Raw genomic sequence first — 24707 nt, 5'->3', positions numbered from 1 at the left:
AGTGACGTCGCTTGTGGTCTGCGACAAAACATAATCTATCCTGACACATTCAGTAACCGTAAGCACCGCGGATGACGTTCGTCAGCGTCGAGCAACCAGATGGTCTTGTGTCCAGTACGTCGGGAATCGCGGTCGATTTCGTGCGTGACTGGCAGCAGGCCGCATCGCACCTGAACGCAGGCCATCGCACTGCATTCCAGCATGGCTACTGGCTCGGCGCCTGGTACGAAGCGTTTCACGACCTCGCGCCGCTGATTGCATTGATCTCCGATGCCACGACCGGCAGGGACATCGCGATGGTGCCCATGATCAGCCACCTCAGGCGCGGCATCCGCATCGTCGAATTCGCCGACCTCGGCGTCTCCGACAACAACGCGCCGATCCTGCTGCTCGATGACGCCTTGGACGCGGCGGCGGCGGATGCGATCGGCAAGGCGCTGATCGAGGCATTGCGCGCATTGCCGGACGGCTTCGATCTGCTGCGCCTGAAGAAAATGCCGGCCCATGTCGACGGCAACCCGAACCCGCTGGTGTCGCTCGGCCGGATCGGATCCTGCTCGCTCAACGGCAACCTCGTGCTGACGGGCGACGACTATGAAGACTACCAGGCCTCGATCAAGCGCATGCAGATGCCACGCTGCTGGCGCGTCTTCAGCCGTCATGCCGGCGCGCGATTCGAGATCGCCACTGATGTTGCACGTGCGCGCGAGCTGCTGGACGTGATGGATGTCCAGCAGCAGACGCGCATGCGAAAGCTGGGTTCGCGCTTCGTCCTCAACGACGAAACCCATGCGCGGTTCTATCGCGAGGTCGCCCGTCAGGGTGTCGCGGACGGTTACGCCGTCATTTCGGCTCTGGTGTGCGACGAGGCCGTCGTGGCCACCACGCTCGGTGTCAGGTTCGGTGCGACCTATTTTCTCCTGCGCATCAGCCACGCCGGCGATTCCTGGTCGAACTGCTCGCCGGGGCTGCTCGTGACCGAGCGCACCATGGCGGCGCTGCATGCGGAAGGCGTGCGCCGTTTCGACCTCAGCATCGGCAACCAGGACTACAAGCGCCGCTTCGGCGCCGAGCCGGTGCCGCTGACCGATGTCAGCGTCGCGCTGTCCTGGCGCGGCATGCCCTTCGCGTGGCGTGACCACGCGGCGCAGGGCCTGCGTCGCCATCCAAGGCTTGCCGCTGTCGCGGCGCGGGCGTTGGGCAAGGGGACGCGCTGACGGGCGCTCCCCTCGCATCAGCCGTGAAGTTCAGCCATGAAGTTCAGCCATGGAGTTTCCTGGCGGTCTCCGCGATCTGGCGGCCCTGATAGCGTGCGCCGGCGAGTTCGTTGGCGCTGGGTTGCCGGCTGCCGTCGCCGCCGGTGATCGTGGTGGCGCCGTAAGGCGCGCCGCCGGTGACCTCGTCGAGCTTCATCTGGCCCGCAAAGCCGTAGTTCATGCCGACCACGACCATGCCGAAATGCAGGAGGTTGGTGATGATCGAGAACAGCGTCGTCTCCTGGCCCCCATGCTGGGTCGCGCTCGACGTGAAGGCACCGCCGACCTTGCCGTGCAGCGCGCCCTTGGCCCAGAGCCCCCCGGCCTGGTCGAGGAAGTTCGCCATCTGCGAGGCCATCCGGCCGAAGCGGGTTCCGGTGCCGACGATGATCGCGTCGTAGTTCGCGAGGTCATCGATCGTCGCGACGGGTGCGGCCTGATCGACCTTGTAATAGGAGGCCTTGGCGACCTCGGCCGGCACCAGTTCAGGCACGCGCTTGATGTCGACGGTGGCGCCGGCTTCGCGCGCGCCTTCGGCAACGGCATTGGCCATCGCTTCGATGTGGCCATAGGCGGAGTAATAAAGGACGAGAACTTTGGTCATTGGTGGTCTCCATTGAATAATGAGTAGAGTTGCTCTGTGAGAGTGGCGCTTACGCCGCGTCGACGAGCACGAGCTCGGTGTCTTCCAGAGCGGTGATCTTCAGCCTGTCCTCGTCGCGGATCGCGGCGCCGTCGCGGGCATTGACGCGCACGCCGTTGACCTCGACTGAACCCGCTGCGGGCACGAGGTAGAGGTGCCGCGACTTGTGCGGCACGTACTCCGCGCTCTCGCCCGCCTTCAGTGTGGTGGCGAGCACCCGCGCATCGGCGCGGATCGGCAGCGCGTCCGTGTCATCCTCGAAGCCGCTCGCGATGGTGACGAGCTTGCCGGAGCGGTCTCCTTTCGGAAACGGCTTCGAGCCCCAGGTCGGCTGCCCCCCGCGCGCGGTCGGCTCGATCCAGATCTGGAAGATGCGAGTCTTGGTCGGCTCGAGATTGTACTCCGAGTGGCGGATGCCGCTGCCGGCGCTCATCACCTGCACGTCGCCCGCCTTAGTCCGCCCCGCGTTGCCGAGGTTGTCCTGATGGGTGATCGCGCCTTCGCGCACATAGGTGATGATCTCCATGTTGGCGTGGGGATGGGCGGGAAAGCCGGTGTTCGGCGCGATCTCGTCGTCGTTCCACACCCGCAAGGCGCCGTGACCCATGTTGTCGGGGTCATAATGGCTTGCGAAGGAGAAATGATGCTTGGCGTTGAGCCAGCCGTGATCGGCGCCGCCGAGCTTTGCGAAGGGTCTGAGTTCGATCATCTGCGTAATTCCTTATGTTGGGACGGGTGGCGCCTAGGCGCCGAAACCGCCGTCGACGTTGAGCACCGTGCCGGTGACGAAGGAGGCTTCCGGGCTTGCGAGGAAGACGACGCCGGCCGCGACTTCCTCGGGGCGGCCGAAGCGCTGCAGCGCGTGCTGCTTGCGCTGGGTCTCGGCGAACTCGCCGCCGTCCTTCGGGTTCATGTCGGTGTCGATCGAGCCGGGCTGCACCACATTCACGGTGATGCCGCGCGGGCCGAGGTCGCGCGCTGCGCCCTTGGTGTAACCGACCACGGCGGCCTTGGTGGCGACGTAGTCTGCAAGGCCCGGGAACGAGGCGCGGTCGGCAAGCATCGAACCAACGGTGACGATGCGGCCGCCTTCACCCATCAACTGCGAGGCGGCACGGATCGCCGCGATCACGCCATGCACGTTGATCGAATCCTGTCGGACCAGCGCTTCCGTGTCGGCATTGGCATCGTCGATCGCGCCGCCGCTCGCGACGCCGGCATTGTTGACGAGGATGTCGAGATGGCCGAACTCCTTTGCGACGTCGTTGACGAGCTGCGCCACGTCCTTGGCCGAGGCCTGGTCGGCCTTGAAGGCGCGGGCCTTGACGCCCTTGGCCTTCAGCTCAGTGACGACCGCTTCCGCCTTTTCGGGCGAGGCGACATAGCTGATGGCGACGTCCGCACCTTCGTCGGCGAGTGCGCGGGCGGAGGCCGCGCCGATACCGCGCGAGCCGCCGGTGACGAGGGCAACCTTGCCTGAGAGCTTCTTGGTCATTGGATTTCTCCATTCCTGAATTTCTGATGGCCCTTGGATAAGCCTCCGCTTGTGGTATAGAAATAGAAACTGTTGAAATGCATTGTTTCCATAAACACCCTAATTGGATCCGCCTTCATGGCCAAACTCCCCGATTTCGAGGCACTCGCGATTTTCGCAAAAGTCGTGGAATTACGGTCGTTTGCGGGTGCCGCGGGCGAGCTCGCGATGTCCAAGGCGACGGTGTCCAAGGCCGTCACGCGCCTCGAAGAGCGGCTCGGCGCCCGGCTGTTCAACCGCACCTCACGCCGGCTCGCGCTGACCGACGCCGGGCATAAGCTCGCCGAGCGTGCGACGCGCCTGCTGTCCGACGGTGAGGCGGCGGAGAACGAGGCGCTGGCGCAGTCGGTGGCACCGCGGGGCCTAGTGCGGCTCGCCGTGCCCATGACGTTCGGAACCAAGGCGGTGGCGCCGCTGCTGCCGGAGTTCTTCGAGGCTTATCCGGAGGTCTCGATCGATCTGCACTTGAGCGATGCGACCATCGATTTGATCGGCGAAGGCTTTGACATGGCGGTGCGGATCGCACGGCTGCCGGACTCCTCGCTGATCGCGCGGCGGCTCTTCACCATGCCGCGTTTCACGGTGGCCGCGCCGTCCTATCTCAAGCAACACGGACGGCCGACGCATCCGATGCATCTGGCCGAGCACAAATGCTTCAGCTACGCCTATCTCTCGACGCCCAACGTCTGGCACTACACCAACTCGACCGGCGAGCAGGCCAGCGTGCGCCCGGGCGGACAGCTCCGCGTCAACAACGGCGAAGCCGTGATGCCGGCGCTGATCGCCGGCCTCGGCATCGCCGAGCTGCCGGAGTTCATCGTCGGCGAGGCGATTTCATCCGGCGAGGTCGAAGTGATCCTGAAAGACTGGAAGCAGGCTGAAGGCGCCGTGCACCTGGTGACGCCACCCGGCGGCCCGCGCCCCGCACGCGTCGAGGCGCTCGGCGATTTTCTCGCGGCGAAGCTGCCGGGTACGTGCAAGCGGCGGGTGCGCGGAAAGGCAAAGCCGTCATAGACCAAGCGGCTTCGGCCACGGTGTCTGACTACGATACCTTCACGCCATCCTTCGCGACAATTCGCAAGCTCGGCTTCAACGTTTCTTCCAGCCGCGACTTCAAATCATGAACACGCGGATCGCGCGAGCGCTTCGCGCAGACCGCGTATTGATGCACGGATTGCGCCAAGGCGCGGCGCGCTTCCGGCGTGCGCGTCACGTCAGGCTTTGAAAGCCGTAAGACGATAGCGGCGAGATTCACCAGCATCTCGTCCAACGCCACGTCAATGGTCCGAAGTCTATTCATCGCTCCTCTCCCTGGGAGGCAACGGTGGGTCCAGGGAGGCGTTCCTGACCGGGCGGAACATGGATAATGCTTCGTAAATGCTGCCGCGCGACTTGTTCTTGCGGACGTTAACGCTAGGCTGGCAGCGAAACAAGAAAAACAGGGGGAAATCTGCCATGGATCGACGCGATGTCCTGCGCGCCGCTGCCGCATTGCCGTTGTTGCCTGCGTTGTCGAGCTCGGCTTTCGCGCAAGCCTATCCCGCTCGCAACGTCACCATGATCGTGCCGTTTCCGGCCGGCGGCCAGGCGGATCTCGCGGCGCGCCCCGTAGCACAGGCGCTGGAGCGAATCCTCGGCAAGGCGGTCATCGTCGACAACCGCGCCGGCGGTGGCGGTGGATCCGTCGGTAATGCCGCGGCGGCGCGCGCCGAGCCCGACGGCTATACGCTGCTGATGACGCTGTCTTCGCTTGCGGTGCTGCCCGAGGCCGACCGGCTGTTCGACCGTCCGGTCGCCTACGAGGTCTCGCAGTTCATGCCGATCGCGCGCGTGCTGGCCGATCCCACGCTGCTGGCGGTCCCGGCCTCGGCGCCGTGGAAGACGGCGCAGGATTTCGTCGAGGATGCGAAGAAGCGCCCGGGCCAGATCACCTATGGCTCGTCCGGTCCCTACGGAACGCTGCACGTGGCGATGGAGATGTTTGCGAGCAGCGCCGGCATCAAGCTGCTGCACGTGCCGTTCCGCGGCGCCGGCCCCGCGCTGACCGCGATCCTCAGCGGCACCGTGCAGGCGATCGCCGCGGCACCCGGCACGCTGAAGCCGCAGGTCGACGACGGCAAGCTGCGCGTGCTCGGCAATTGCGGAGCGCGGCGCATCGCGAGCTTCCCCGACGTTCCGACTTTCCAGGAGCTCGGCTACAAGGACGTCGAGATGTACATCTGGGCCGGGCTCTTTGCACAGAGTGCCCTTCCTGCCCCGATCGCGAGCCGGCTGCGCGAAGCGATGGCGCAGGTGATGACGAGCCCCGACGTGCTCAAGGCCTTCGAAACGTCGGGCAGTCTCGTCGCCTATCAGGACGCACCGGCGTTTGCCGAGTTCGTGGCGGTTGACAGCGCGCGGCTGATTACGGCCGTCAAGAAGATCGGCAAGGTCGAATAGGTTCCCAGCCCGATTTCACATTTTTTTGTTGGTCCAGAACCTCTCCGCGTCTCATTGATTGAAGAGAATTCGAGGGACTCAAATTCAAGAGACTCAAGAAGGATCAGGTCATGCGGACAGAGCGGATTGTGCTGGGTGTAGCGCTCGCGATCGGCGGCATCGTCGCACAGAGTGCTGCGTCCGCCGAAGAGTATCGCGGAACCATGGAGCAGCAGATGGCCTGCACGCCGGATGTGTGGCGGCTGTGCAGCGACCAGATCCCTGACGTGAGCCGCATCACGGCCTGCTTGCAGCAGAACACGCCGCAGCTTTCCAGCGGCTGCCGCGCGGTGTTCCAGTCCAACAACCAGATGCAGCCGCAGCAGCCGGTTCCGCGCAATCGCGCCGCGCCCGTGCCCCGCTATAACAATGCGCCGCCACCACCTCCGCAATCACAGCCGCGGCCTTATGACGACAACGACGATTAGTGCTGCCAGACGATTAGCGCTGCCAAGAGGCTGCCAATGATCCGGGAGCGTGCGCAGCAGTAGGCGCGAAGATGCGGGCGTGCCGCCTCGTTCAGCGCTCGCCCTTGCTGTCCGACTCAGGTCGATGGCGGAGCGCCGTCCGCATGATGGCACCGAAGAGCAAAGCTGCGACTGGCCAATGGAACCAGATCCTGTGCATGCCGGTGAAAATATTGATCAGAATCAGAAAGGCCGACACCGTGAGGGCCGCTGCAACCGGGCGCGGCAGCTTCGCCAACCCATCTGAAACGAAGCGCATCCACGTGGATGACTCGTATCTGTCGCGGTGGACGGCGTCAGTTGCCGAGCCCGCAACTGCGCCCTGAGAAGCCAGGCGTTCGCCAGGCGGAAAGCTCCGTGCTTGAGCGGTTTGGCCGCTCATGGTCACACGATAGCTGGTCACGGGAGCAATGTTTTTCATTGGACGCTGACCGAGACAGTCGAAGCCCACCGATAATTTGTTGTGCACCTGATCATAGGCAGAACTGGAGATCACGATGCCACCGGGTTCGGCAAGTTCTTGCAGACGCGCCGCGATATTGACCCCGTCTCCATAAAGATCGGAACCGTCCACCATCACGTCGCCGAGATTGATGCCGATGCGAAAACGCATCGGTGGAGGTGGGTCCGAATCCTGGTTGGCAATTTCCTGCTGAATCTCGACCGCGCATTGCACGGCCTCGACGACGCTGGCGAATTCGGCGATGACGGCATCACCCCAGGTGTTTACGATGCGCCCGTCATGGCGCTCCACCAATCCCGCAATGGCCGTGCGGTAGCGGCGGAGCGTCTCCAGCGTTCCCGCTTCGTCTGCTTCCATGAGGCGGGAATAGCCGTGCACATCGGCGCACAGCACGGTGGTCAGCCGTCGTTTTACCTTATCGTCGGGCATGGTCCGTACATTAGCCTCCCTGACCGGCGAATGCATCAGGCATCAGGCATTCCGCAACTGCCTTACGGCCTGACCTCGCAGACATCGACCCATTCAGCCCCGGTCAGCTCGGCCATCCGGTCCGGCGTGATGCGCACCGCGCTATGGGTCGAGCCGGCGGCGGGCACCACCACGTCGAACGCCTTCAGCGACACGTCGCAATAGACCGGCAGCGGCGCCTTCAGTCCGAACGGACAGACGCCGCCGACCTCGTGGCCGGTGATCTCGGCAACCTCTTCCAGCCCCAGCATCTTCGGCTTGCCGCCGAAGGATGCCTTCACCTTCTTGTTGTCCATCCGCGACGTGCCGGCCGCGACGATCAGGATCACGCGCTCGCCGATCCGCAACGACAGCGTCTTGGCGATCATTCCGGGTTCGACGCCATAGGCTTCGGCGGCCAGCGGCACTGTCGCGGAGCTGATCGGGGATTCGATAACGGTGATGTCGGGGGCTTTTTCAGCGAAGAAGGCGCGAACGGATTCCAGGCTCATTCCAGTCAGCTCATTCCAGACTTATGGGCGGGCGGCGATTCCTAAGCAATCCCTGGCAGTTCGGAGAGCGCCCGGACGCGGTGGTCCGGCGCAAAGCCGAGCTCGTCCATCTGGGTGCGGATCGCCTTGAACATCGTCAGCGGTGCCACGAGTTCGTTCTCGACGCAAGCCAGCGCCATCGCTTCGGGCGTCACCCGTTCGATCCAGGCAACGTTCAGTCCGAACGCTTTCGCGCCCGCGACGTCCCAGGGATTGGAGGAGACGAACAGCACCTCGTCAGGCGCGGTGCCGAGCACCTCGCCGATCAGCTCATAAGCTTCCGGGCTCGGCTTGAAGATCTTCTTCGCGTCGACGCTGATCGTGGCGTCGAGCAAGGCGTCGAGGCCGGAGTTGCGCACGAGCGCATTCAGCATGTCCGGACTGCCGTTGGAGAGGATGGCGAGTTTTCGCGGTTTCAGAGCCGTGAGCGCTGCCGTCGCATCCGGATAGAGATCGAGATGCAGGTACTTCTCGACGACGCGCTCGAATGCCTCGTTCTCGTAAGCGAGCCCGAGCACGCGCAGCGTATAGGCAAGCGAGTCGCGGGTGACGGCGGCAAAATCCTGGTAGCGCCGCATCAGCGAGCGCAACCAGGTGTATTCGAGCTGCTTGATCCGCCAGATCTGCGTGATGATCTCGCCGTAGCCCGGAAACGCGTCCTCCGTGGTCTCTGCGACCGACTGGATGTCGTAGAGCGTTCCGTAGGCATCGAAGACAACGGCTTTGAGGCTCAATGGACCTGTCCTCCGGGATCTTGCGGTCCACGGACTATACAAGGCGCCGCGATATCGATCCAAGCAGGAACTCGAATGGGGCGCTGCCTTTGCGCGACTGACCCGGCCCTGGCTTCTAGAATCCTACAACGATCTTGCCGAAGTGTGAGCCGGTCCGCAGGTGCGTATACGCTTCGGGCGCATCGTCGAAGCGGTAGACCCGATCGATGATCGGGCGGATCGCGTGTTCGGTCAGGAAGCGATTCATCGCGACAAAGTGTTCGACCGATCCGACGGTGACACCGATGATGTCGGCATTCTCCCACTGAAGGCGCGCGAGGTCGGGCTTGGGGCCGAACCCCGTCAAAACACCAATCTGAACGATCTTGCCACCCGAAGCGACCGATCGCAGCGATCGGTCATAGGTGCCGGGCCCGCCGAGTTCGAGGATATGACTGGCGCCTCCGCCATTCGTCGCCTTCATCAGCGCGACATCCCAGTCGGGCGTGTCGCGGTAGTTGATGAGAGTCGAGCCGCCCAGCGCCTTGGCGCGGGCGAGTTTTTCGTCGGAGGAGGATATCACGATTGTGCGTGCCCCCAGCGCGGCTGCGAACTGAAGACCGAACAGCGCGACGCCACCCGTTCCCTGGACCAGCAACGTATCGCCTTTGTTCATCCCGCCGCGTGCGATGAGGCCATGGAAGGCCGTAACGCCGGCACAGGGCAGGGTCGCGGCCTCGACCGGGGACAAATGCGCCGGCACGGACACCAGTGCGGTCGCCGGCAGCACGGCATACTCCGCCAGCATTCCATCCTGGGTGTTGCTGCCGAGAGCTGAAGCAATGTAGCTCGCCTTGAACGGCCCCGAGATCCAATCGCGAAAGTACGATGCGGCGACACGGTCGCCGACCTGCCACTGCACGACGTCGGAGCCGACGGCGTCAACGACGCCTGCGCCGTCGCAGAGCGGTACGCGGCCGTTGAGCCCGCCTTGGCCCGCTCGGTCGAGGATCAGGAGGTCGCGGTAGTTGAGACTGGCTGCTTCGACCCGGATGCGGACCTCGCCGTTGGCGGGTTCGGGTTTGCCGAGATCGACGCGCACAAGGCGGCCAGCACCAGAATGGCCATTCAAATGGTAGGCTTTCATCGTTGCACCCTTCACAAGCGGCATTACTTGGATGAGCACAGTCCGTAGGGTCTGACAGCACTGTCAGGGTCAAGAGGTTTTCAGATGAAAATTGGCGAACTCTCCCGGAGGACGGGGGTAAGCGTCCGGATGCTGCGTTACTACGAAGGCGAGGGGTTGCTTGCGCCGCTGCGGACGAACTCCGGCTATCGCGACTATGGGCCGGCCGAAGAGGAAACGGTACGGCGGATCAAGATGCTCGGCGGCGCAGGGATGACGCTCGAAACCATCAAGCGGTTGCTCCCGTGCGTAAGGAACAACGATCCAGCTTTCACGCCGTGCAACGAGCTGCGAAAGATACTCGCTCAGCAGGTCGGCCTGATCGACGAGCGTATCGAGACGCTCAGCCAGAGCCGGACAATTTTGGCGGGCTATCTGGCAAGCGTGAACTGATCGCACCCAACGCGGCCATCGGATTCACCGCGCCAAGGCCGCCATCCGCAATTTGGCCTTGAGGGCCTGAGCGTGAGGGTTTCGATAGCAGCGTCGAAGCCCTCAATGCGCTACGGCGATGAGTATCTAAATTCCCAAAATCTTGCGCGCGTTGGCCTTCAATACCTTCGGCCGGATCTCGTCGCGGATGTCGATCTTGGCGAAATCCGACAGCCAGCGGTCCGGCGTGATCACCGGCCAGTCCGAGCCGAACAGCATCTTGTCCTGCAGGATCGAGTTGATGTAGCGCACCAGGATCGGCGGGAAATACTTTGGCGACCAGCCCGAAAGATCGATGTAGACGTTCGGCTTGTGGGTCGCGACCGACAGCGCCTCTTCCTGCCAGGGGAAGGAGGGATGCGCGAGGATGATCTTGAGGTCGGGGAAATCGGCCGCGACGTCGTCCATGTACATCGGGTTGGAATATTTCAGCCGCATCCCCATGCCGCCGGGCATGCCCGAGCCGACGCCGGTCTGGCCGGTGTGGAACAGCGCGATCGCGCCGCCATTGTTGATCTCTTCATAGAGCGGATAGGCCATGCGGTCGTTGGCGTAGAAGCCCTGCATGGTCGGGTGGAATTTGAAGCCGCGGACACCGTATTCTTCGATCAGCTTGCGCGCCTCGCGCACCCCGAGCTTGCCCTTGTGCGGGTCGATCGAGACGAAGGGGATGAGGACGTCGAGATGGTCGGAGGCGACCTCCAGCATCTCGTAATTGCTGTAGCGGCGGAAGCCGGTCTCGCGCTCGGCGTCGACCGGGAAGATCACCGCGGCGATGTTCTTGGAGCGATAGTAGGCCGCGGTTTCCGGCACGGTCGGCGGATGCTTGTTCGGTGACTTGAAGTACTCCGCCATCTGCGCCTGGAAGTCGTCATAGCCGTCGTCGGCGTGGCAGCCACAGGGCTCCTCGGCGTGGGTGTGGATGTCGATCGCGACGACGTCGTCGATATTGGGCAGCTTCAGCTTCGGCATTGATTTCCTCCCGACGGTTGCCGAATTGATTATATGATATAACGAATTTAGCAAGGCGTCGTCCAAGGTGACGTCCAAGGCGTCGTCAGAGGCGCAGATTGGGCCGATCCGGCCGCTTCTACTTTGCAGGGGGTTGTTTTCAAGATTTTGCTGGGTGGGAACGGGGCAGTTAACATTGACATCCGGTCCTCCCATGCCTTAAGAACCGCCCCGTCCCGGGCGGTCGGTCTGCCAGCGGGAAAAATCTCATTTTGCCTCATTCGCGCGTGCCGAAACGGTAGTGCCGAACACGGCCTTTCGAACGTTCAGGATTCTGCCATGAAGGTCCGTAACTCGCTGAAATCGCTGCGCGGTCGCCATCGCGCCAACCGCCTGGTCCGCCGCAAGGGCCGGGTCTATGTGATCAACAAGGTGCAGCGCCGCTTCAAGGCTCGCCAGGGCTGATATTGCCCGGCGGTCGCCTGCGCGCGCCCCGCAAGACCACGGTCTCACAACAGTTTGACGCCGCCTTTGCTTTGCAAGGGCGGCTTTGCGCGTTTAGACTTTCGCCATGGCAGTGAGATTCCCGTTCGCGCGCACCCTGTGTCTGGCTCTTGTCTTGGGAGCCCCCGGCCTCGCTCCGGCGCGGGCGCAGCAGATTGATCCGCCGGCCCCGCCCGGCAAGCAGAAGAAACTTCCGGAAGCGCCGGCCAAGCTGCCCAAGGTCGATCGCAGCAAGAATCTCGATTTCCTGTTCGGCGCGCTCAAGGCTGCGCCTGACGAGGCTAGCGCCAAGCATGTCGAGGCGCGAATCTGGGCGATCTGGATCCAGACCCCGAGCGACACCGCCTCGCTGCTGATGGCGCGGGCCAAGACCGCGGTCGACGCAAAGAAGATCGAGGTTGCGATCAAGCTGCTGGATTCGGTCGTCAAGCTCAGGCCCGACTACATCGAGGCCTGGAATCGTCGCGCGACGCTCTACTACATGCAGAACGATTATGGCCGCTCGCTTGCCGACATCCGCGAGGTGCTGATCCGCGAGCCCCGCCATTTCGGCGCGCTCGCAGGCCTCGGCATGATCATGCAGGAGGTCGGAGACGAAAAGCGCGCGCTCGAGGCCTACCGCAAGGCGCTTGCCGTCAATCCGCACCTCGAGAAGATCCCCGACCAGGTCAAGGCGCTGACCGAGAAGGTCGAAGGCCGCGATATTTAGCGGACAAGTCGATCATTGCTCGATCGAATGCGGCGCAGGCGGATTAACCACGATGACACGCGCCGCGTCACAAGGGGTATGGGTGGCACTGCCGCAGGCTTACCTTCATGGTTGGAGCACAGCCATGAAGCGTTTGATCTTTGCAGGTATATTGCTGCTGGCGTCGGGGACGGTGAGCCTCGCCGACGGACTGTTCTGGGTGGTCGGCAACCGCGCCACCGGAAAATGCAACATCGTGACCAGCAATCCCGTGATCATCGGCGACGTCTGGTTCGGTGACGGCCCGTACAAATCGAAGGCCGACGCCAAGCTTGCCCGTTCGACCATCCGCGCCTGTCCCGCGCCCACGCCTGACGAGGAAAAGAACGAGGACAGCACGAACTAGGTCGACAGCGACCTAGTGTAAAACGTTGCCGCCGCGCTCGGCGAGGCCGCGATCGACCGCTGCGGCGTAGGCCTTTGCAAGCTCCGTCTCGAGGTGCTCATTGATCAGCAGCAGCGCGCGCACGGCACCGCGCAGGTCGCCGTTGCAGCTTGCCACGATCTCGTCGATCGCAGTGTCTTTGGATCTGAAGCTCATCGAAATTCTCCGGTTCAAATCGGGACAAATCCAGCCGGCCTTTCCCGCATCCCCTGGGGTTGCGAGCAGGATCGGCGCCCACCCGCGTCTAAATGGCGGAACCGACCGTGGCGATTATATGGAAGCCGCGATGACGACTGCATGAAGCTGTTTCGAAGCTTGCCTGCCGCGAGGAAGATCATTGATTTCGTTGCCTTTTTCCCTGCCTGAATTATGCACATATCCACAGCCCCGGCATTTCAGTGGAGCGCGGGGGCTCCCCGGGCGAAACTGCCGCCCGCAAGCCACGTAACTGCCCTATGCCCTGGATCGCCCGGATTCCATCCATGATCGTGATGTCAGTCGTGACCGCGCTGGTTCTGCTGGCGCTGGTCACGCAGGCCGGCGTCCTCGCCGTGCAACGCGCCTTTCCACCGCAGGGCCGGATGATCGAGGTTGATGGTGCCGTGCTTCACCTCGTCGATATCGGCTCCCGCGATTCGGGCCTGCCGATCGTGATGCTGCACGGCGCGAGTTCCAACCTCGAGGCGATGCGGCGGCCGCTCGGCGATCTCCTCGCCAGGGATCATCGCGTCATCCTGATCGACCGTCCCGGCCATGGCTGGAGCACGCGGGCGCGGCGGCAGGATTCGACGCCGCAGGTCCAGGCGCGGATGATCGACGAGGCGCTTCGAAAGCTCGGGATCGATCGCGCGGTCTTCGTGGTGCATTCCTGGAGCGGCGCGCTCGGCGCGCGGCTGGCGCTCGATCATCCCGACCGTGTCGCGGGCCTTGTGATGCTCGCGCCCGTCACCCATCCCTGGCGCGGCGGCGTCGGCCGCTACAACGAGGTCATCGCAACGCCGGTGATCGGCCCGCTGCTCGCCTACACCATAACCCTGCCGCTCGGCTATTTCCTGAGCGAGCCCGGCGCGCGCAACGTCTTCCTGCCGCAAATGATGCCGGATGGCTTCGTGCAGGACTCCGCGACGCCGCTGCTGCTGCGCCCGCGCGAGTTCATCGCCAATGCTTATGATCTGGTGACGCTGAAGGAAGCGGTCGCCGCGCAGGTTGCGCGCTACGGCGAGATATCGGCGCCGGTCACGATCATCGCCGGCGAACCCGACAAGACGGTGAAGACCAACATTCACGCGCGCCCGTTCGCCGCCACCGTACAGAATGCGAAGCTGATCGTGCTGCCTGATCTCGGCCACATGGTGCAGAACGCGGTGCCCGATCTCGTGAAGACCGAGATCGAGACGATGATCGGAAAAATCGTCCCGGCGCAGCCGGCCGCCGATTAGAGTGTTTTCGAGCGAAGTGGATGCCGGTTCGCGTGAAGAAAACGCGTCAAAACAAGAAGCTGGAGCTTCGGTTCAGAACCGAAGCTCCAGCGGCCGCCTGTCGCGCGCTTACTGCTTGATCTTCCCGTCCTTGTCGAACTGCGACACATAGGTCCAGAGATTGTTGATCTCGGTCTCGTTCTTGATGCCGGCGAACGCCATCTTGGTGCCGGGGATCTTCGCCTTGGGGTCCTTGATGTATTCCTTGAACACGGCCTCGTTCCAGGTGATGCCGGAATTCTTGTTCGCGTCGGAGTAATTGTAGTCCGGGGCGGTGCCGGACTTGCGGCCGTCGAGGCCGTTGAGCTCGGGGCCGACCTTGTTCTTGGCGCCTTCGCCGATCGCGTGGCAGGCCAAGCATTTGTTGAACGACGACTTGCCGGCCGCGGCATCCTGCGCCATCGCGGCGGGTGCGGTGGCAATCGCGGTGAGTATGGTCAGTGCGCCAAGAATCAGTTTTGTCATCGGGTGCTCTTCGTCTCTTCCCTGGGGGGCTGGTTAGTTGCATGCCTGATCGGCAATCGTCGAACCTGCCGGTTTTGGCAGGCCTGCTCGGCTGGGACAAGCCGCCAAACCATGACAGGTTTCACGATTTCCTACTTGTCCCAGAGCGAACTCGCGCAAGATCGTCGATCCGACTTTCGGATGGCCTACCCAAACCACCGCGGACGTGGTTGATTTGGCGCGACAAATCGATCGTGCGGCCTCAGCCGGAAGGATATGCCATGAAGGAAATGTTATGGCCATCATGATGCCTGCGAGCGACCAGGCGGTGCTTGCGCGCCGGGCTGAGATCGTGGCTGCATTGCGCGCTATCGTACCGGGCGAAGGCGTGATCGACAGTGCCGCCGAGATGCGGGCCTATGAATCCGACGGATTGACGGCCTATCGGCAGCCGCCGATGGTCGTGGTGCTGCCCGACACGACCGAACAGGTTTCGCTCGTCCTGAAATATTGTGCAGAGCAAGGCATCAAGGTGGTGCCGCGCGGCTCCGGCACCTCGCTGTCCGGCGGCGCGCTGCCGCTGGAAGACGGCGTGCTCTTGGGCCTCGGCAAGTTCAAGCGCATCCGCGAGATCGATTTCGACAACCGCGCCGTCGTCACAGAACCGGGCGTCACCAACCTCGCGATCAGCCAGGCCGTCGCCCATGCCGGGTTCTACTACGCGCCGGATCCGTCCTCGCAGATCGCCTGCTCGATCGGCGGCAATGTCGCGGAGAATTCCGGCGGCGTGCACTGCCTGAAATACGGCATGACCACCAACAACGTGCTCGGTTGCGAGATCGTGCTGATGAGCGGCGAGATCCTGCGCATCGGCGGCAAATCGGCGGAGAACTCCGGCTACGATTTGATGGGCGTCATCACCGGCTCCGAAGGCCTGCTCGGCGTCATCACCGAGATCACGGTGCGCATCCTGCAAAAGCCGGAGACGGCGCGCGCACTGATGGTCGGCTTCGCGCAAGTCGAAGCGGCCGGCGAATGCGTGGCGCGCATCATCGGCGCCGGCATCATTCCCGGCGGCATGGAGATGATGGACAAGCCTGCGATCCACGCCGCGGAGGCCTTCGTCCATGCCGGCTATCCGCTCGATGTCGAGGCGCTCCTCATCATCGAGCTCGACGGTCCCAAGATCGAGGTCGACGAGCTGATCACGCGGGTTGAGACGATTGCGAACGCCTGCGGCTCGACTACCTGCCAGATCTCGACCTCGGAGGCCGAGCGCAATCTGTTCTGGGCCGGCCGCAAAGCTGCGTTCCCCGCCGTCGGCCGCATCTCGCCCGACTATCTCTGCATGGACGGCACCATCCCGCGCGGCGCGCTGCCGAAGGCGCTGGCGCGCATCCGCGAGCTATCGGAAAAATACCAGCTCGGTTGCGCCAACGTGTTCCATGCCGGCGACGGCAATCTGCATCCGCTGATCCTCTATGACGCCAACAAGCCCGGCGAGATCGAGCGCGCCGAAGCCTTCGGCGCCGACATCCTGCGCGCCTGCGTCGAGTTCGGCGGCGTGCTCACCGGCGAGCACGGCGTCGGCATCGAGAAGCGCGATCTGATGCCGGAGATGTTCACCGAGATCGACCTCAACCAGCAGCAGCGGCTGAAATGCGCCTTCGACGCGCAAGGCCTGCTCAACCCCGGCAAGGTCTTCCCGACGCTGCACCGTTGCGCGGAGCTCGGCCGCATGCATGTGCACGCGGGGAAGCTCGCGTTTCCGGATATTCCGCGGTTCTGAGCTCTGCCTGGCCGGGTTCAGAGGGGCTGCGCGATATCATCGTGGAGCAAGAAGTTGATGCTCTCGTGCCAGAGCGCCAACCTCATGACCTCGAAGTGCAGCAGATGCGTGCCGCGACTGATCTTGATGTCGCGCCTGCTGGGTGATCCGCTGAAGCTGCGGAACAGCCATTGTGCGTCCGCATCCGGCAGCAAGCTGTCCCATTCGCCGCGGATGATGGCGACCGGAGAGCGGATCTTCGCCGAGTCATAGGCGAGCTGGCCGCGCCAGGCCTTGCCGATGTCGCTGACCGGACCCATGGGGACCTTGACGCTGGCCGGATTGCGGGAGCGGCTTTCCGGATCGCTGTCGAGGTAGAGCCTGCTCCATTCGTCGAAGTGCACGCGGGACAGCACAGGGGGCTCGCGTGCAGGGACATCCTCGATGAAACGGCTCCACTGCTCCTCGGACGTGACGATGCGCCAGGCCGGCAAGGCCGGCGCTGCTTCGACGCTTTGCGCATCGCGCCGGCCGATCGGCGCGAACAGCACGACGCGATCGACCAGCGCAGGCTGCATTCCGGCAAACAGACTGGCCGGCATTGAGCCCCAGGAATGTGCGATCAGTGACAGTTTCTCGATGTCCTGGCGGTCGAGGATGAACGCAACGGCCGCCGCGAGCTGCCCTGCTGCATCCTGTGCGGTGCAAAGCGCAGGGCTTTCGAAGGGCGGCTTGTCCATCTCCTGATAGCGGTCGGATTCACCGTAGCCGTAGAAGTCCAGTCCCCAGACATCGAAGCCTGCCTCGCAAAGTGCGTCGCGCCAGGACGTGCCGTCAAACCGATGCGCAATCGAAAGTGCGGAAGGAAAGGTCGCGCCGTGGACGTAGAGCACGGCGCGAGGTGGCTGCGCGGGCTTCCTGTCTGCCGGCAGGAACCGCAGAAAAAGCGACAGATCCTTGCGTGGACCGGGGATGCGAAAATGCTGTTCGCGCGGGTCGAGGAGGGGCGAGGGCGGCCGCTCTTTCATGGCAAGCGCCTGTGACGGCTACAGCAGCGCATATTGAGCCCGCTCGCGCTTCGCCAGTAGCGGCAGGGCTTCGCCGGCGATGTAGGTCTTGAAATGTGCGCTCTCCTGGTGCGCCTTGAAGGCCGCCTCGTCGCGGAACAGTTCGTAGAACAGGAACTGGGCCGGATTGTCCTTGGCACGCGAGATCAGGAACAGTTTTACGCCCGGCTCGCTTTGTGCTTCCGGCAAGAAGCGGTCGAGGATCGCGGCGACCTTGTCGGCCTCACCCGGCTTTGCCTCCCATTGCGCGACGACGAGCAGGCCGCCGCCGTCGACGGCGTCGCTGAGAGATTTCTGCGTGGCATAGTGGTTCATGATGTCCGTCTCCATCGGTTGGTGTCGATCGCGATCGACGCGACTTGTAGCGATGGTCTTGCCGGCCTTGGTTCGCCGGTGATCGAAGTGTCGATGTCGTGAACGCTTCGACCATGCTCGAAGCATCAATGCGGCCTGTGGTGAACCCGATCGCGCCGGCAGTGCTCGCCGACGTCACGCCGCATTTGATTTTCTTGCCAAATTTCGTTACCCGCTAGACGCGTGGATACGCTTAGGGTCAGAGACGCCAAAGACGTCGAAGAAGTGGTGCGCGCGGCGATTGCGAGCGAGCAGCCGCTCGAGATCATCGGTCATGGCAGCAAGCGCAGCATCGGCCATGCGATGGCGACCAACGCCGTGCTCGACGTCTCCGCGCTGAATGCCATCACCGCCTACGAGCCCAACGAACTCATTGTCACGCTCCAGGCCGGTGCGCCGCTGGCCGACGTGCTGTCGCTGATCGATGCCAAGAACCAGCAATTCGCCTTCGAGCCGATGAACACAGCGCCGCTGCTCGGCACGCCCGCGCGCGGCACCATCGGCGGCATGATCGCGGCCGGGCTCGCCGGTCCGCGCCGGATCAGGGCGGGCGGGGCGCGCGACCATCTGCTCGGGGCGCATGCCGTCTCCGGTTTCGGCGACAGCTTCAAGACCGGCGGCAAGGTGGTGAAGAACGTCACCGGCTACGACCTCTGCAAGCTTCTCGCCGGTTCCTGGGGCACGCTGTCGGTCATGACCGAGGTCACGCTGAAGGTGATGCCGAAGCCGGAGGCCGAGCGGACGCTGTTGCTGCGTGGGCTCGACGATGCCGCCGCCAACAAGGCGATGACGGCGGCGCTCGGCTCGCCCTTCGACGTCTCCGGTGCCGCGCACCTGCCGAAATCGGCGTTCCGGACCAGGATCGAAGGTCTCGGCGATATCGTGGGCCAGGGCGAGGCGCTGACCGTGCTGCGGCTCGAAGGCATTACCGCCTCCGCCGCCCATCGCGCCGGCTCGCTGCGCGAATTGCTGGCCTCGTTCGGAACCGCGACGCTGGTCGAGGACACGACGTCCGCGGCGCTGTGGGCCACGATCCGCGACGTCCTGCCGTTCGCGGCTGACGGCGCGCTGGGGGCCTGGCCGGTCTGGCGGATCGTCTGTCCGCCGGCATCGGGCGCGGCGCTCGGAACGCTGCTGGCACGCGAGACCGGCGGCGACGTGATCTACGATTGGGGCGGCGGACTGATCTGGGCGGCGTTGCCGCCGAAGTCGGACGCCCATGCCCCGGCGGTGCGGATGCGCGCCAATGCGGTCGGTGGGCACGCCACGCTGATCCGGGCGGCGGAGGACGTCAGGCGCAGCGTCGATGTGTTCCATCCGCAAGCGCCCGGCGTCGCAGCGCTGAGCGAACGAGTGCGCGCGGGTTTCGATCCAAAAACCATTCTCAACCGGGGCCGGCTGACGCGGGGCGCTGCGGAATGAAGACCGAATTCTCACTCGCGCAGCTCGCCGACCCCGATATCGCGGAAGCCGACAAGATCCTGCGCGCCTGCGTCCATTGCGGCTTCTGCACCGCAACCTGCCCGACCTATGTGCTGCTCGGCGACGAGCTCGATAGCCCGCGCGGCCGCATCTATCTGATCAAGGAGATGCTGGAAAAGGACCAGACGCCGACGGCCGAAGTGGTCAAACATGTCGACCGCTGCCTGTCGTGCCTGTCCTGCATGACGACCTGCCCCTCCGGGGTGAATTACATGCATCTGGTCGATCAGGCCCGGGTCAGGATCGAAGAGCGTTACGAGCGGCCGCTGGCCGAGCGGCTGCTGCGCCGGGTGCTGGCCTTCGTCCTGCCGGACCCGCAGCGTTTCCGCGCCAGCATGCGGCTGGCGCGGCTGGTCCGCCCGCTGGCCGTGTTCCTGCCGACGCCCCGGCCGTCGGCGACGCCCGGCCTGATCCTGCGCCTCAAGGCGATGCTGGCGCTGGCGCCGAGCCGGCTGCCGCCGCCGGGGCCCGCCGCTGGCAGTGTGTTCGCAGCACTCGGCAAGAAGCGCGGCCGGGTCGCGCTGCTCCAGGGCTGCGCCCAGCAGGTGCTGGCGCCGCGTATCAACCAGGCCGCCATCAGTCTCCTCACGCGCCACGGCATCGAGGTCGTCCTTGTCAGGGACGAGCAGTGCTGCGGCGCGCTGACCCATCACCTCGGCAACGACCAGGACGCACTGGCGCGGGCTCGCGCCAATGTCGCGGCGTGGCGCGCGGAGGCGGCCGGCGAGGGGCTCGACGCCATCCTGGTGACCGCGTCTGGCTGCGGCACCGTGATCAAGGACTACGGCTATCTTCTGCGAGAGGACGCTGCGTTTGCCGTCGATGCGGCGAAGGTCTCTGCGCTCGCCAAGGACATCACTGAATACGTCGCCGGCCTTGGCCTCGCTGCCACCGCGCGACAGGACAACATCGTCGTCGCCTATCACTCTGCGTGTTCGTTGCAGCACGGGCAGAAAATCACGGGCCTTCCGAAAGAATTGCTTTCCAATAATGGATTCGTGGTGAAAGATGTGCCGGAGAGCCATTTGTGTTGCGGTTCGGCGGGGACCTACAACATTCTCCAGCCCGAGCTTGCGGGCCGGTTGCGCGATCGCAAGGTCGCCAACATCGCGAGCGTCAAGCCGGACATGATTGCCGCAGGCAATATCGGCTGCATGGTGCAGATTGCCAGTGGCACGTCAGTTCCGGTCGTACACACGATTGAGCTTCTCGATTGGGCTACGGGCGGGTCGCGGCCGGCTTTGAACGCGCAAGTTTGAGCTTTCTAAAGGCCTGAGCTTTCGTCCGGAGGTGACGGCTGAAGACGCCCGATCGACCATTGTTCGGCGGCAACAGGAGGACCACGATGGCGAAAGCGAAGAAGAAGAAAAGCAAGAAGGCCAAAAAGGCCAAGAAGGCGGTAGCGGCGAAGAAGACCGCAAAGAAGGCAGCCAAGAAATCCGCGAAGAAGTCTGCCAAGAAGGCTACCAAGAAAGCCGCAAAGAAATCTGCGAAGAAGGCCGCGCCGAAGAAGGCCGCCAAGAAGTCGGCCAAGAAGGCCGCCAAGCAGGCTGCCCCTAAGAAGGCCGTCAAGAAGGCCGCGAAGAAAGCGGCGCCGAAGAAGGCGAAGGCAGCTCCCGCGCCGAAGCCGTCAACGCCGGCAGCTCCGGCTCCCGAGCCCGCCGCCGAGACAAGCTGGGCGATGCCTTCGTCTTCTGCGGAAACGACGCCGGCCGAGGGACAGGGTTAGGCCGAAGGCTGGATCCAATCCGACGACCATGATCGACAACAGGAAGGCCGCAGCGGAGATGCTGCGGCCTTTTTGCATCGGCGCGGCGGCGTGCGGGGAATGGTCTTGTCCGGGAGCTGCCTGATTCGTGGCGCGGACAGCACGGTACCGCGGGGACCCGTATTAACCCGGGCCGCCCAGTGCACTTTGGAATGCAAATAATGTGATCGAGAAGACACACAGGCTGACAACCTTTCGTGGAATCGCCAGAACGCCCAAAAAGTCGGCAGATGCCTGCGTTTTTTGCTTCACGGTTTCCCTCACCCCATCCAAATTGCCGCAGTTACGAAATTTGCAATCAGGTCGTGCGTTCCGGGGGCTTCCGGGACCGACTGGGGTCTTAGAACTGGTGATGGGGATCGAAATGAAAAAAGTGGCTTTGTTGGCAACGGCGCTGGCAATGGTGACGGGCTCGGCTTTCGCGGCAGACATGGCGGTGAAGGCTAAGAAAGCCCCGCCGGTGGTTGCTTTCGATCCCTGGGATATCGCCTTCGGCGGCGCCATCATGAGCGACTACATCTTCCGCGGCGTCACCCAGTCGAACCACAAGCCGTCGGTCGCGGCCTATTTCGAGCCGCGCTACAACGTCAACAAGGACCTCCAGCTCTACGTCGGCGTGTCCGCGGAGAGCATCTCCTTCGCCAATCGCGCCGCTGCTGAAGTCGATATCTACGGCGGTATCCGCCCGACCTTCGGCGCCTTCGCCTTCGACATCGGTGTCTGGGGCTACCTGTATCCGGGCGGAAGCTGCGCCGACAACGTGCTCACCGGCGGCATTCCCGGCGGCAACGTCTGCGGCGTCAGCACGACCACGATCTTCCTCGCCGACGGCAACGTCATGAAGAAGGACGTCAGCTTCGTCGAAGTCTACGGCAAGGTGAACTACACCATCAACGACAGCTGGACGGTCGGCGCGACCGAGTACTACTCGCCGAACTTCCTGAACTCGGGTGCCTGGGGCAACTACGCTTCGTTGACCGCCAAGTACACGGCGCCCAGCACCGCCTTCGGCGCCTCCGGCATGGGCATGTACGTGTCGGGTGAATTCGGCCGGCAGTGGTTCGGTACCTCGGACGCCTTCTACGGCACCGGCGTCGGCACCGTTTTCGCCAACGGTATCCCCTACAAGGACTACAACACCTGGAACATCGGCATCGGCTTCACCTACAAGGTGTTCACGCTCGACCTGCGTTACTCCGACACCGACCTGAACAAGGGTGATTGCAACGCCTTCACCAGCGCCTTCAACGCCACCGGCACCACCAACGTCACCGCGATCAACCCGGGCGGCGCTGGCTCCAACTGGTGCGGCGCGGCCGGCATTGCCAAGCTATCGTTCGACCTGACGGCGATGAGCAACCTGAAGTAAGCTTCTTCCTGAAGCGACTTGACGAGGGCGGCAGGGCAACCTGCCGCCCTTTTGCTTTGGGGGCGGGTCTGCGAAGGGCGTGGACTTCATGGTTCGAGACGCGCCGCAAGGCGACGCTCCTCACCATGAGGGTTGGGATTTCGCCGCGAGACAAGATCTCACCCTGAGGGCCCGCCAGAGGCGGGCGTCTCGAAGGGATGGGCCGCAACGAAGGGCCTTGAAAGGGCCTCGAAAGGGCCTTGGGCGCCCGCAGCGCCCGCTGGCGCTTCAGCGTGCCGCGCTCGGCTCCTTCGCGACCGGCGCACCACCGTCACCGAGGACGTGGATCGCGCCGTGCTTGACCATCGTCACCTTGCGGGTGTGGAAGGCGTCGAGCGTCGAGCGGTGGCCGATCGAGACGATGGTGGCCAGTGGCAGCTTTTCCGTCAGCAGCCGGTACAGCCGGGCCTCGGACGGCTCGTCCAGCGAGGCGGTGGCCTCGTCGAGGAACAGATAGTCGGGCGCGTGCAGCAGCGCGCGGGCGAGCCCGAGGCGCTGCTGCTCGCCGAGCGACAGCATCCGGTTCCAATGGCCTTCCTCATCGAGCCGCTCGGCGAGGTCGGGCAGCCCGACCGCGATCAGCGCGTCCCTGACACGTGTGGATTCGAATGCGCCCGGTGCGGCCGGATAGACCACCGCGTCGCGCAGCACGCCGACCGGGAAATAGGGGCGCTGGGGCAGCATCATCAGCTTCGCCTTTTCCGGGACGAAGATGGTGCCGGTGCCGAACGGCCAGATGCCGGCGATGGCCCGGAACAGCGTCGACTTGCCGGAGCCCGACGGTCCGGTCACCAGCACGCGCTCCGGCGTCTGGATGGCGAAGGCGTCGGCGGCGACCAGCGGCGTGCCGCTCGGCAGGTTCACGCAGAGCTGTTCGAGGGCGATATTGCGATTGCCGCCGGCGGCCTTGAGGGCAATCGCCGGCTCGTGCGGCGGCAGGTTCGTAGCCGCATCGACCGACATCTCGAAGCCGTCGAGGCGCGCGACGATCGAGCGCCATTCCGCCAAAGACCGGTACGCCGTGACGAAGAACGACAGCGCGCCCTGTACGCTCGAGAAGGCGGAGGCGGTCTGCATCATGTCGCCAAGCTGGATCTTCTTGGCGAAGAAGGCCGGCGCCACCAGCACGTAGGGAAAGATCACGGCGGCCTGCTGATAGCTCGCCGTGAACGCGGTGAGGCGTTTGGTTCGGCTCATGATGGCGTACCAATTGCCGATCACGAAGCCGAAGCGATCCAGCAGGCGGCCGCGTTCGGCACCTTCGCCCTTGAGCAGCGCGATCTGCTCGGAATTCTCGCGGACGCGGACGAGGTTGAAGCGGAAGTCGGCCTCATAGCGCTGCTGCTCGAAATTGAGGTTGACCAGCGGTGCGCCGATCCAGTGCGTCAGGGCGGTGCCGAAGATCGCGTAGACCAGCGCGCCCCAGCACAGATAGCCGGGGATCATGAGATCGGCGCCGAACAGGTGCAACGGCGCGGCATTGGAAAGCCCCCAGAGGATGATCACGAAGGAGAACAGCGTCACGATCGACGAGAGCAGGCCAAGCCCGATGGTCAGGGTCTGCTCGACGAAGTTCTTGACGTCCTCGGTGATGCGCTGGTCCGGATTGTCGGCCGCATCGCCCTTGAGCTGCATGCGATAGTGGGTGGCGCCTTGCAGCCATTCGCCCAGATAGTGCCGGGTCAGCCATTGCCGCCAGCGGATCTGGAGCCATTGGTTCAGGTACAGCTTGTAGACCGCCAGTGCGATGAAGGCGGAGGCGAGGCCGATGAAGATCCAGATCTCCCTGACGAAACTATCCCAGTCACTTGCCTGCAGCGAGCTGTAGAACCGGTTCTGCCATTGATTTACCAGGACGTCGATCGCGACCAGCGCCAGCTCCATCGCGATGACAGCGGCGAGCAGGCCGCGGCCGGCCCATTTGTCCTCCGATCGGAAATACGGGGCGGCGATTCGCCAGACGATCGCGAGCGTGGCGCTGATGTTCTTCACAGAGCTCTGTCTCCTGAGGGGATGTGCACAACTGCCCGGGGCCAAAGACTTGGGGCGGCGCCGGAAATCGGCGCGCTTAGACTAAAGTCGCAAGGTCTGCAATTTGCGTTGGCTTGTCGCAGCTTGCAACCCTAGCATGGGGTCAACGGCGCGGGGTGGGGGCCTTCGGGATTTCGCGAGCTTGTGAG

Annotated in this window: 28 protein-coding genes; 14 read left to right on the top strand and 14 right to left on the bottom strand. The window is 64.0% G+C overall.

Going from position 1 to position 24707, the window contains the following annotated elements:
- Positions 1-71: 71 nt before the first annotated feature.
- Positions 72-1217, top strand: a complete 1146-nt coding sequence (locus tag JQ591_RS14940) for a GNAT family N-acetyltransferase (RefSeq protein WP_211396759.1) — start codon at positions 72-74, stop codon at positions 1215-1217.
- Positions 1218-1260: 43 nt separating this feature from the next.
- On the opposite strand, the gene wrbA is transcribed toward JQ591_RS14940, so the two are convergent.
- Genes wrbA through JQ591_RS14925 form a run of 3 tightly spaced genes read right to left on the bottom strand, consistent with a single transcriptional unit; the run spans position 1261 to position 3394 of the window.
- Positions 1261-1860 (bottom strand): NAD(P)H:quinone oxidoreductase, encoded by a 600-nt coding sequence (gene wrbA, locus JQ591_RS14935; RefSeq protein WP_211396758.1) that lies wholly within the window; start codon positions 1858-1860, stop codon positions 1261-1263.
- 49 nt (positions 1861-1909) lie between these two features.
- Complete coding sequence (locus JQ591_RS14930) at positions 1910-2608, bottom strand: pirin family protein (protein ID WP_211396757.1); 699 nt, start codon at positions 2606-2608, stop codon at positions 1910-1912.
- A gap of 33 nt (positions 2609-2641) precedes the next feature.
- Complete coding sequence (locus JQ591_RS14925; RefSeq protein WP_211396756.1) at positions 2642-3394, bottom strand: SDR family NAD(P)-dependent oxidoreductase; 753 nt, start codon at positions 3392-3394, stop codon at positions 2642-2644.
- A gap of 117 nt (positions 3395-3511) precedes the next feature.
- Between JQ591_RS14925 and JQ591_RS14920 the strand changes: the two genes are divergently transcribed.
- Positions 3512-4447, top strand: a complete 936-nt coding sequence (locus JQ591_RS14920) for a LysR family transcriptional regulator (protein ID WP_211396755.1) — start codon at positions 3512-3514, stop codon at positions 4445-4447.
- Between the two features lie 28 nt (positions 4448-4475).
- Here the strand turns inward: JQ591_RS14920 and JQ591_RS14915 are convergent, their stop codons facing one another.
- A complete protein-coding gene (locus tag JQ591_RS14915; protein ID WP_211396754.1) occupies positions 4476-4733 on the bottom strand; it encodes a hypothetical protein in 258 nt (85 codons plus the stop codon).
- A gap of 155 nt (positions 4734-4888) precedes the next feature.
- Here JQ591_RS14915 and JQ591_RS14910 point away from each other — a divergent pair, with 155 nt between their 5' ends.
- Together JQ591_RS14910 and JQ591_RS14905 are read left to right on the top strand one after the other, a co-directional pair.
- Positions 4889-5872, top strand: a complete 984-nt coding sequence (locus JQ591_RS14910) for a tripartite tricarboxylate transporter substrate binding protein (RefSeq protein WP_211396753.1) — start codon at positions 4889-4891, stop codon at positions 5870-5872.
- A 110-nt stretch (positions 5873-5982) separates the two neighbouring features.
- The gene (locus JQ591_RS14905) at positions 5983-6339 is read left to right on the top strand and encodes a hypothetical protein (RefSeq protein WP_211396752.1); all 357 of its coding nucleotides are present in this window, start codon (positions 5983-5985) and stop codon (positions 6337-6339) included.
- A 91-nt stretch (positions 6340-6430) separates the two neighbouring features.
- On the opposite strand, the gene JQ591_RS14900 is transcribed toward JQ591_RS14905, so the two are convergent.
- From JQ591_RS14900 to JQ591_RS14885, 4 genes are all read right to left on the bottom strand, one after another.
- On the bottom strand, positions 6431-7270 hold the full coding sequence (locus JQ591_RS14900) for an adenylate/guanylate cyclase domain-containing protein (RefSeq protein ID WP_211396751.1): 840 nt from the start codon (positions 7268-7270) through the stop codon (positions 6431-6433).
- Positions 7271-7332: 62 nt separating this feature from the next.
- A complete protein-coding gene (locus JQ591_RS14895; protein ID WP_211396750.1) occupies positions 7333-7800 on the bottom strand; it encodes a YbaK/EbsC family protein in 468 nt (155 codons plus the stop codon).
- Between the two features lie 41 nt (positions 7801-7841).
- A complete protein-coding gene (locus JQ591_RS14890) occupies positions 7842-8573 on the bottom strand; it encodes a haloacid dehalogenase type II (RefSeq protein WP_211396749.1) in 732 nt (243 codons plus the stop codon).
- A gap of 115 nt (positions 8574-8688) precedes the next feature.
- On the bottom strand, positions 8689-9699 hold the full coding sequence (locus JQ591_RS14885; RefSeq protein WP_211396748.1) for a zinc-dependent alcohol dehydrogenase family protein: 1011 nt from the start codon (positions 9697-9699) through the stop codon (positions 8689-8691).
- A gap of 84 nt (positions 9700-9783) precedes the next feature.
- On the opposite strand from JQ591_RS14885, the gene JQ591_RS14880 reads away from it, so the two are divergent.
- Positions 9784-10131 (top strand): MerR family transcriptional regulator, encoded by a 348-nt coding sequence (locus tag JQ591_RS14880; RefSeq protein ID WP_211396747.1) that lies wholly within the window; start codon positions 9784-9786, stop codon positions 10129-10131.
- Positions 10132-10257: 126 nt separating this feature from the next.
- Here the strand turns inward: JQ591_RS14880 and JQ591_RS14875 are convergent, their stop codons facing one another.
- The gene (locus JQ591_RS14875) at positions 10258-11142 is read right to left on the bottom strand and encodes an amidohydrolase family protein (protein WP_211396746.1); all 885 of its coding nucleotides are present in this window, start codon (positions 11140-11142) and stop codon (positions 10258-10260) included.
- Between the two features lie 318 nt (positions 11143-11460).
- Between JQ591_RS14875 and ykgO the strand changes: the two genes are divergently transcribed.
- From ykgO to JQ591_RS14860, 3 genes are all read left to right on the top strand, one after another.
- Positions 11461-11586: a type B 50S ribosomal protein L36 gene (ykgO, locus tag JQ591_RS14870; protein ID WP_006611362.1), complete on the top strand. Its 126-nt coding sequence runs from the start codon at positions 11461-11463 to the stop codon at positions 11584-11586.
- 106 nt (positions 11587-11692) lie between these two features.
- Positions 11693-12334 carry a tetratricopeptide repeat protein gene (locus JQ591_RS14865; RefSeq protein ID WP_211396745.1) on the top strand — a complete coding sequence of 214 codons (642 nt, stop codon included), beginning with the start codon at positions 11693-11695 and terminating at the stop codon, positions 12332-12334.
- A gap of 124 nt (positions 12335-12458) precedes the next feature.
- Positions 12459-12719 carry a hypothetical protein gene (locus tag JQ591_RS14860; protein ID WP_211396744.1) on the top strand — a complete coding sequence of 87 codons (261 nt, stop codon included), beginning with the start codon at positions 12459-12461 and terminating at the stop codon, positions 12717-12719.
- Positions 12720-12731: 12 nt separating this feature from the next.
- Here JQ591_RS14860 and JQ591_RS14855 read toward each other — a convergent pair whose 3' ends face one another.
- Positions 12732-12914 carry a hypothetical protein gene (locus JQ591_RS14855; RefSeq protein WP_211396743.1) on the bottom strand — a complete coding sequence of 61 codons (183 nt, stop codon included), beginning with the start codon at positions 12912-12914 and terminating at the stop codon, positions 12732-12734.
- A gap of 326 nt (positions 12915-13240) precedes the next feature.
- Between JQ591_RS14855 and JQ591_RS14850 the strand changes: the two genes are divergently transcribed.
- Positions 13241-14197: an alpha/beta fold hydrolase gene (locus JQ591_RS14850; protein WP_211396742.1), complete on the top strand. Its 957-nt coding sequence runs from the start codon at positions 13241-13243 to the stop codon at positions 14195-14197.
- A gap of 108 nt (positions 14198-14305) precedes the next feature.
- On the opposite strand, the gene cycA is transcribed toward JQ591_RS14850, so the two are convergent.
- A complete protein-coding gene (gene cycA / locus JQ591_RS14845) occupies positions 14306-14701 on the bottom strand; it encodes a cytochrome c-550 CycA (RefSeq protein ID WP_211396741.1) in 396 nt (131 codons plus the stop codon).
- A gap of 274 nt (positions 14702-14975) precedes the next feature.
- Here cycA and JQ591_RS14840 point away from each other — a divergent pair, with 274 nt between their 5' ends.
- Complete coding sequence (locus tag JQ591_RS14840; RefSeq protein ID WP_211396740.1) at positions 14976-16469, top strand: FAD-linked oxidase C-terminal domain-containing protein; 1494 nt, start codon at positions 14976-14978, stop codon at positions 16467-16469.
- A 17-nt stretch (positions 16470-16486) separates the two neighbouring features.
- Here the strand turns inward: JQ591_RS14840 and JQ591_RS14835 are convergent, their stop codons facing one another.
- Both JQ591_RS14835 and JQ591_RS14830 read right to left on the bottom strand, forming a co-directional pair.
- Positions 16487-17476: an alpha/beta hydrolase gene (locus tag JQ591_RS14835; protein ID WP_211396739.1), complete on the bottom strand. Its 990-nt coding sequence runs from the start codon at positions 17474-17476 to the stop codon at positions 16487-16489.
- Positions 17477-17494: 18 nt separating this feature from the next.
- Positions 17495-17830: a putative quinol monooxygenase gene (locus JQ591_RS14830; protein WP_211396738.1), complete on the bottom strand. Its 336-nt coding sequence runs from the start codon at positions 17828-17830 to the stop codon at positions 17495-17497.
- A gap of 222 nt (positions 17831-18052) precedes the next feature.
- Here JQ591_RS14830 and JQ591_RS14825 point away from each other — a divergent pair, with 222 nt between their 5' ends.
- The 4 genes from JQ591_RS14825 (at position 18053) to JQ591_RS14810 (ending at position 22488) form a co-directional block, all read left to right on the top strand.
- Entirely contained in the window at positions 18053-19291 is a 1239-nt protein-coding gene (locus JQ591_RS14825) for an FAD-binding protein (protein ID WP_211396737.1), read from the top strand.
- Positions 19288-20610: a glycolate oxidase subunit GlcF gene (gene glcF, locus JQ591_RS14820; protein ID WP_211396736.1), complete on the top strand. Its 1323-nt coding sequence runs from the start codon at positions 19288-19290 to the stop codon at positions 20608-20610. The genes JQ591_RS14825 and glcF overlap by 4 nt, the downstream gene beginning before the upstream one ends.
- 86 nt (positions 20611-20696) lie before the next feature.
- A complete protein-coding gene (locus tag JQ591_RS14815; RefSeq protein WP_211396735.1) occupies positions 20697-21080 on the top strand; it encodes a histone in 384 nt (127 codons plus the stop codon).
- 403 nt (positions 21081-21483) lie between these two features.
- The gene (locus tag JQ591_RS14810; protein WP_211396734.1) at positions 21484-22488 is read left to right on the top strand and encodes a TorF family putative porin; all 1005 of its coding nucleotides are present in this window, start codon (positions 21484-21486) and stop codon (positions 22486-22488) included.
- Positions 22489-22755: 267 nt separating this feature from the next.
- Here JQ591_RS14810 and JQ591_RS14805 read toward each other — a convergent pair whose 3' ends face one another.
- Complete coding sequence (locus JQ591_RS14805; protein WP_211396733.1) at positions 22756-24519, bottom strand: ABC transporter ATP-binding protein/permease; 1764 nt, start codon at positions 24517-24519, stop codon at positions 22756-22758.
- Between the last annotated feature and the right edge of the window lie 188 nt (positions 24520-24707).

It is taken from the genome of Bradyrhizobium canariense, from assembly GCF_018130465.1.
GTDB lineage: Bacteria > Pseudomonadota > Alphaproteobacteria > Rhizobiales > Xanthobacteraceae > Bradyrhizobium > Bradyrhizobium canariense_C.
The sequence above is the reverse complement of the archived record's forward strand: the minus strand, read 5'-3'. Positions and strand labels throughout refer to the sequence as shown.

Excerpts from the sequence above, each read along its gene's own strand:
- JQ591_RS14865 (WP_211396745.1), top strand. The coding sequence starts at position 11,693 with ATGGCAGTGAGATTCCCGTTCGCGCGCACCCTGTGTCTGGCTCTTGTC.
- JQ591_RS14860 (WP_211396744.1), top strand. The coding sequence starts at position 12,459 with ATGAAGCGTTTGATCTTTGCAGGTATATTGCTGCTGGCGTCGGGGACG.
- JQ591_RS14915 (WP_211396754.1), bottom strand. The coding sequence starts at position 4,733 with ATGAATAGACTTCGGACCATTGACGTGGCGTTGGACGAGATGCTGGTG.
- ykgO (WP_006611362.1), top strand. The coding sequence starts at position 11,461 with ATGAAGGTCCGTAACTCGCTGAAATCGCTGCGCGGTCGCCATCGCGCC.
- JQ591_RS14875 (WP_211396746.1), bottom strand. The coding sequence starts at position 11,142 with ATGCCGAAGCTGAAGCTGCCCAATATCGACGACGTCGTCGCGATCGAC.
- JQ591_RS14850 (WP_211396742.1), top strand. The coding sequence starts at position 13,241 with ATGATCGTGATGTCAGTCGTGACCGCGCTGGTTCTGCTGGCGCTGGTC.
- JQ591_RS14810 (WP_211396734.1), top strand. The coding sequence starts at position 21,484 with ATGAAAAAAGTGGCTTTGTTGGCAACGGCGCTGGCAATGGTGACGGGC.
- JQ591_RS14900 (WP_211396751.1), bottom strand. The coding sequence starts at position 7,270 with ATGCCCGACGATAAGGTAAAACGACGGCTGACCACCGTGCTGTGCGCC.
- JQ591_RS14905 (WP_211396752.1), top strand. The coding sequence starts at position 5,983 with ATGCGGACAGAGCGGATTGTGCTGGGTGTAGCGCTCGCGATCGGCGGC.
- JQ591_RS14910 (WP_211396753.1), top strand. The coding sequence starts at position 4,889 with ATGGATCGACGCGATGTCCTGCGCGCCGCTGCCGCATTGCCGTTGTTG.
- JQ591_RS14895 (WP_211396750.1), bottom strand. The coding sequence starts at position 7,800 with ATGAGCCTGGAATCCGTTCGCGCCTTCTTCGCTGAAAAAGCCCCCGAC.
- wrbA (WP_211396758.1), bottom strand. The coding sequence starts at position 1,860 with ATGACCAAAGTTCTCGTCCTTTATTACTCCGCCTATGGCCACATCGAA.
- JQ591_RS14830 (WP_211396738.1), bottom strand. The coding sequence starts at position 17,830 with ATGAACCACTATGCCACGCAGAAATCTCTCAGCGACGCCGTCGACGGC.
- JQ591_RS14855 (WP_211396743.1), bottom strand. The coding sequence starts at position 12,914 with ATGAGCTTCAGATCCAAAGACACTGCGATCGACGAGATCGTGGCAAGC.
- JQ591_RS14925 (WP_211396756.1), bottom strand. The coding sequence starts at position 3,394 with ATGACCAAGAAGCTCTCAGGCAAGGTTGCCCTCGTCACCGGCGGCTCG.
- JQ591_RS14835 (WP_211396739.1), bottom strand. The coding sequence starts at position 17,476 with ATGAAAGAGCGGCCGCCCTCGCCCCTCCTCGACCCGCGCGAACAGCAT.
- JQ591_RS14920 (WP_211396755.1), top strand. The coding sequence starts at position 3,512 with ATGGCCAAACTCCCCGATTTCGAGGCACTCGCGATTTTCGCAAAAGTC.
- JQ591_RS14885 (WP_211396748.1), bottom strand. The coding sequence starts at position 9,699 with ATGAAAGCCTACCATTTGAATGGCCATTCTGGTGCTGGCCGCCTTGTG.
- JQ591_RS14840 (WP_211396740.1), top strand. The coding sequence starts at position 14,976 with ATGGCCATCATGATGCCTGCGAGCGACCAGGCGGTGCTTGCGCGCCGG.
- JQ591_RS14880 (WP_211396747.1), top strand. The coding sequence starts at position 9,784 with ATGAAAATTGGCGAACTCTCCCGGAGGACGGGGGTAAGCGTCCGGATG.
- JQ591_RS14815 (WP_211396735.1), top strand. The coding sequence starts at position 20,697 with ATGGCGAAAGCGAAGAAGAAGAAAAGCAAGAAGGCCAAAAAGGCCAAG.
- JQ591_RS14940 (WP_211396759.1), top strand. The coding sequence starts at position 72 with ATGACGTTCGTCAGCGTCGAGCAACCAGATGGTCTTGTGTCCAGTACG.
- glcF (WP_211396736.1), top strand. The coding sequence starts at position 19,288 with ATGAAGACCGAATTCTCACTCGCGCAGCTCGCCGACCCCGATATCGCG.
- cycA (WP_211396741.1), bottom strand. The coding sequence starts at position 14,701 with ATGACAAAACTGATTCTTGGCGCACTGACCATACTCACCGCGATTGCC.
- JQ591_RS14930 (WP_211396757.1), bottom strand. The coding sequence starts at position 2,608 with ATGATCGAACTCAGACCCTTCGCAAAGCTCGGCGGCGCCGATCACGGC.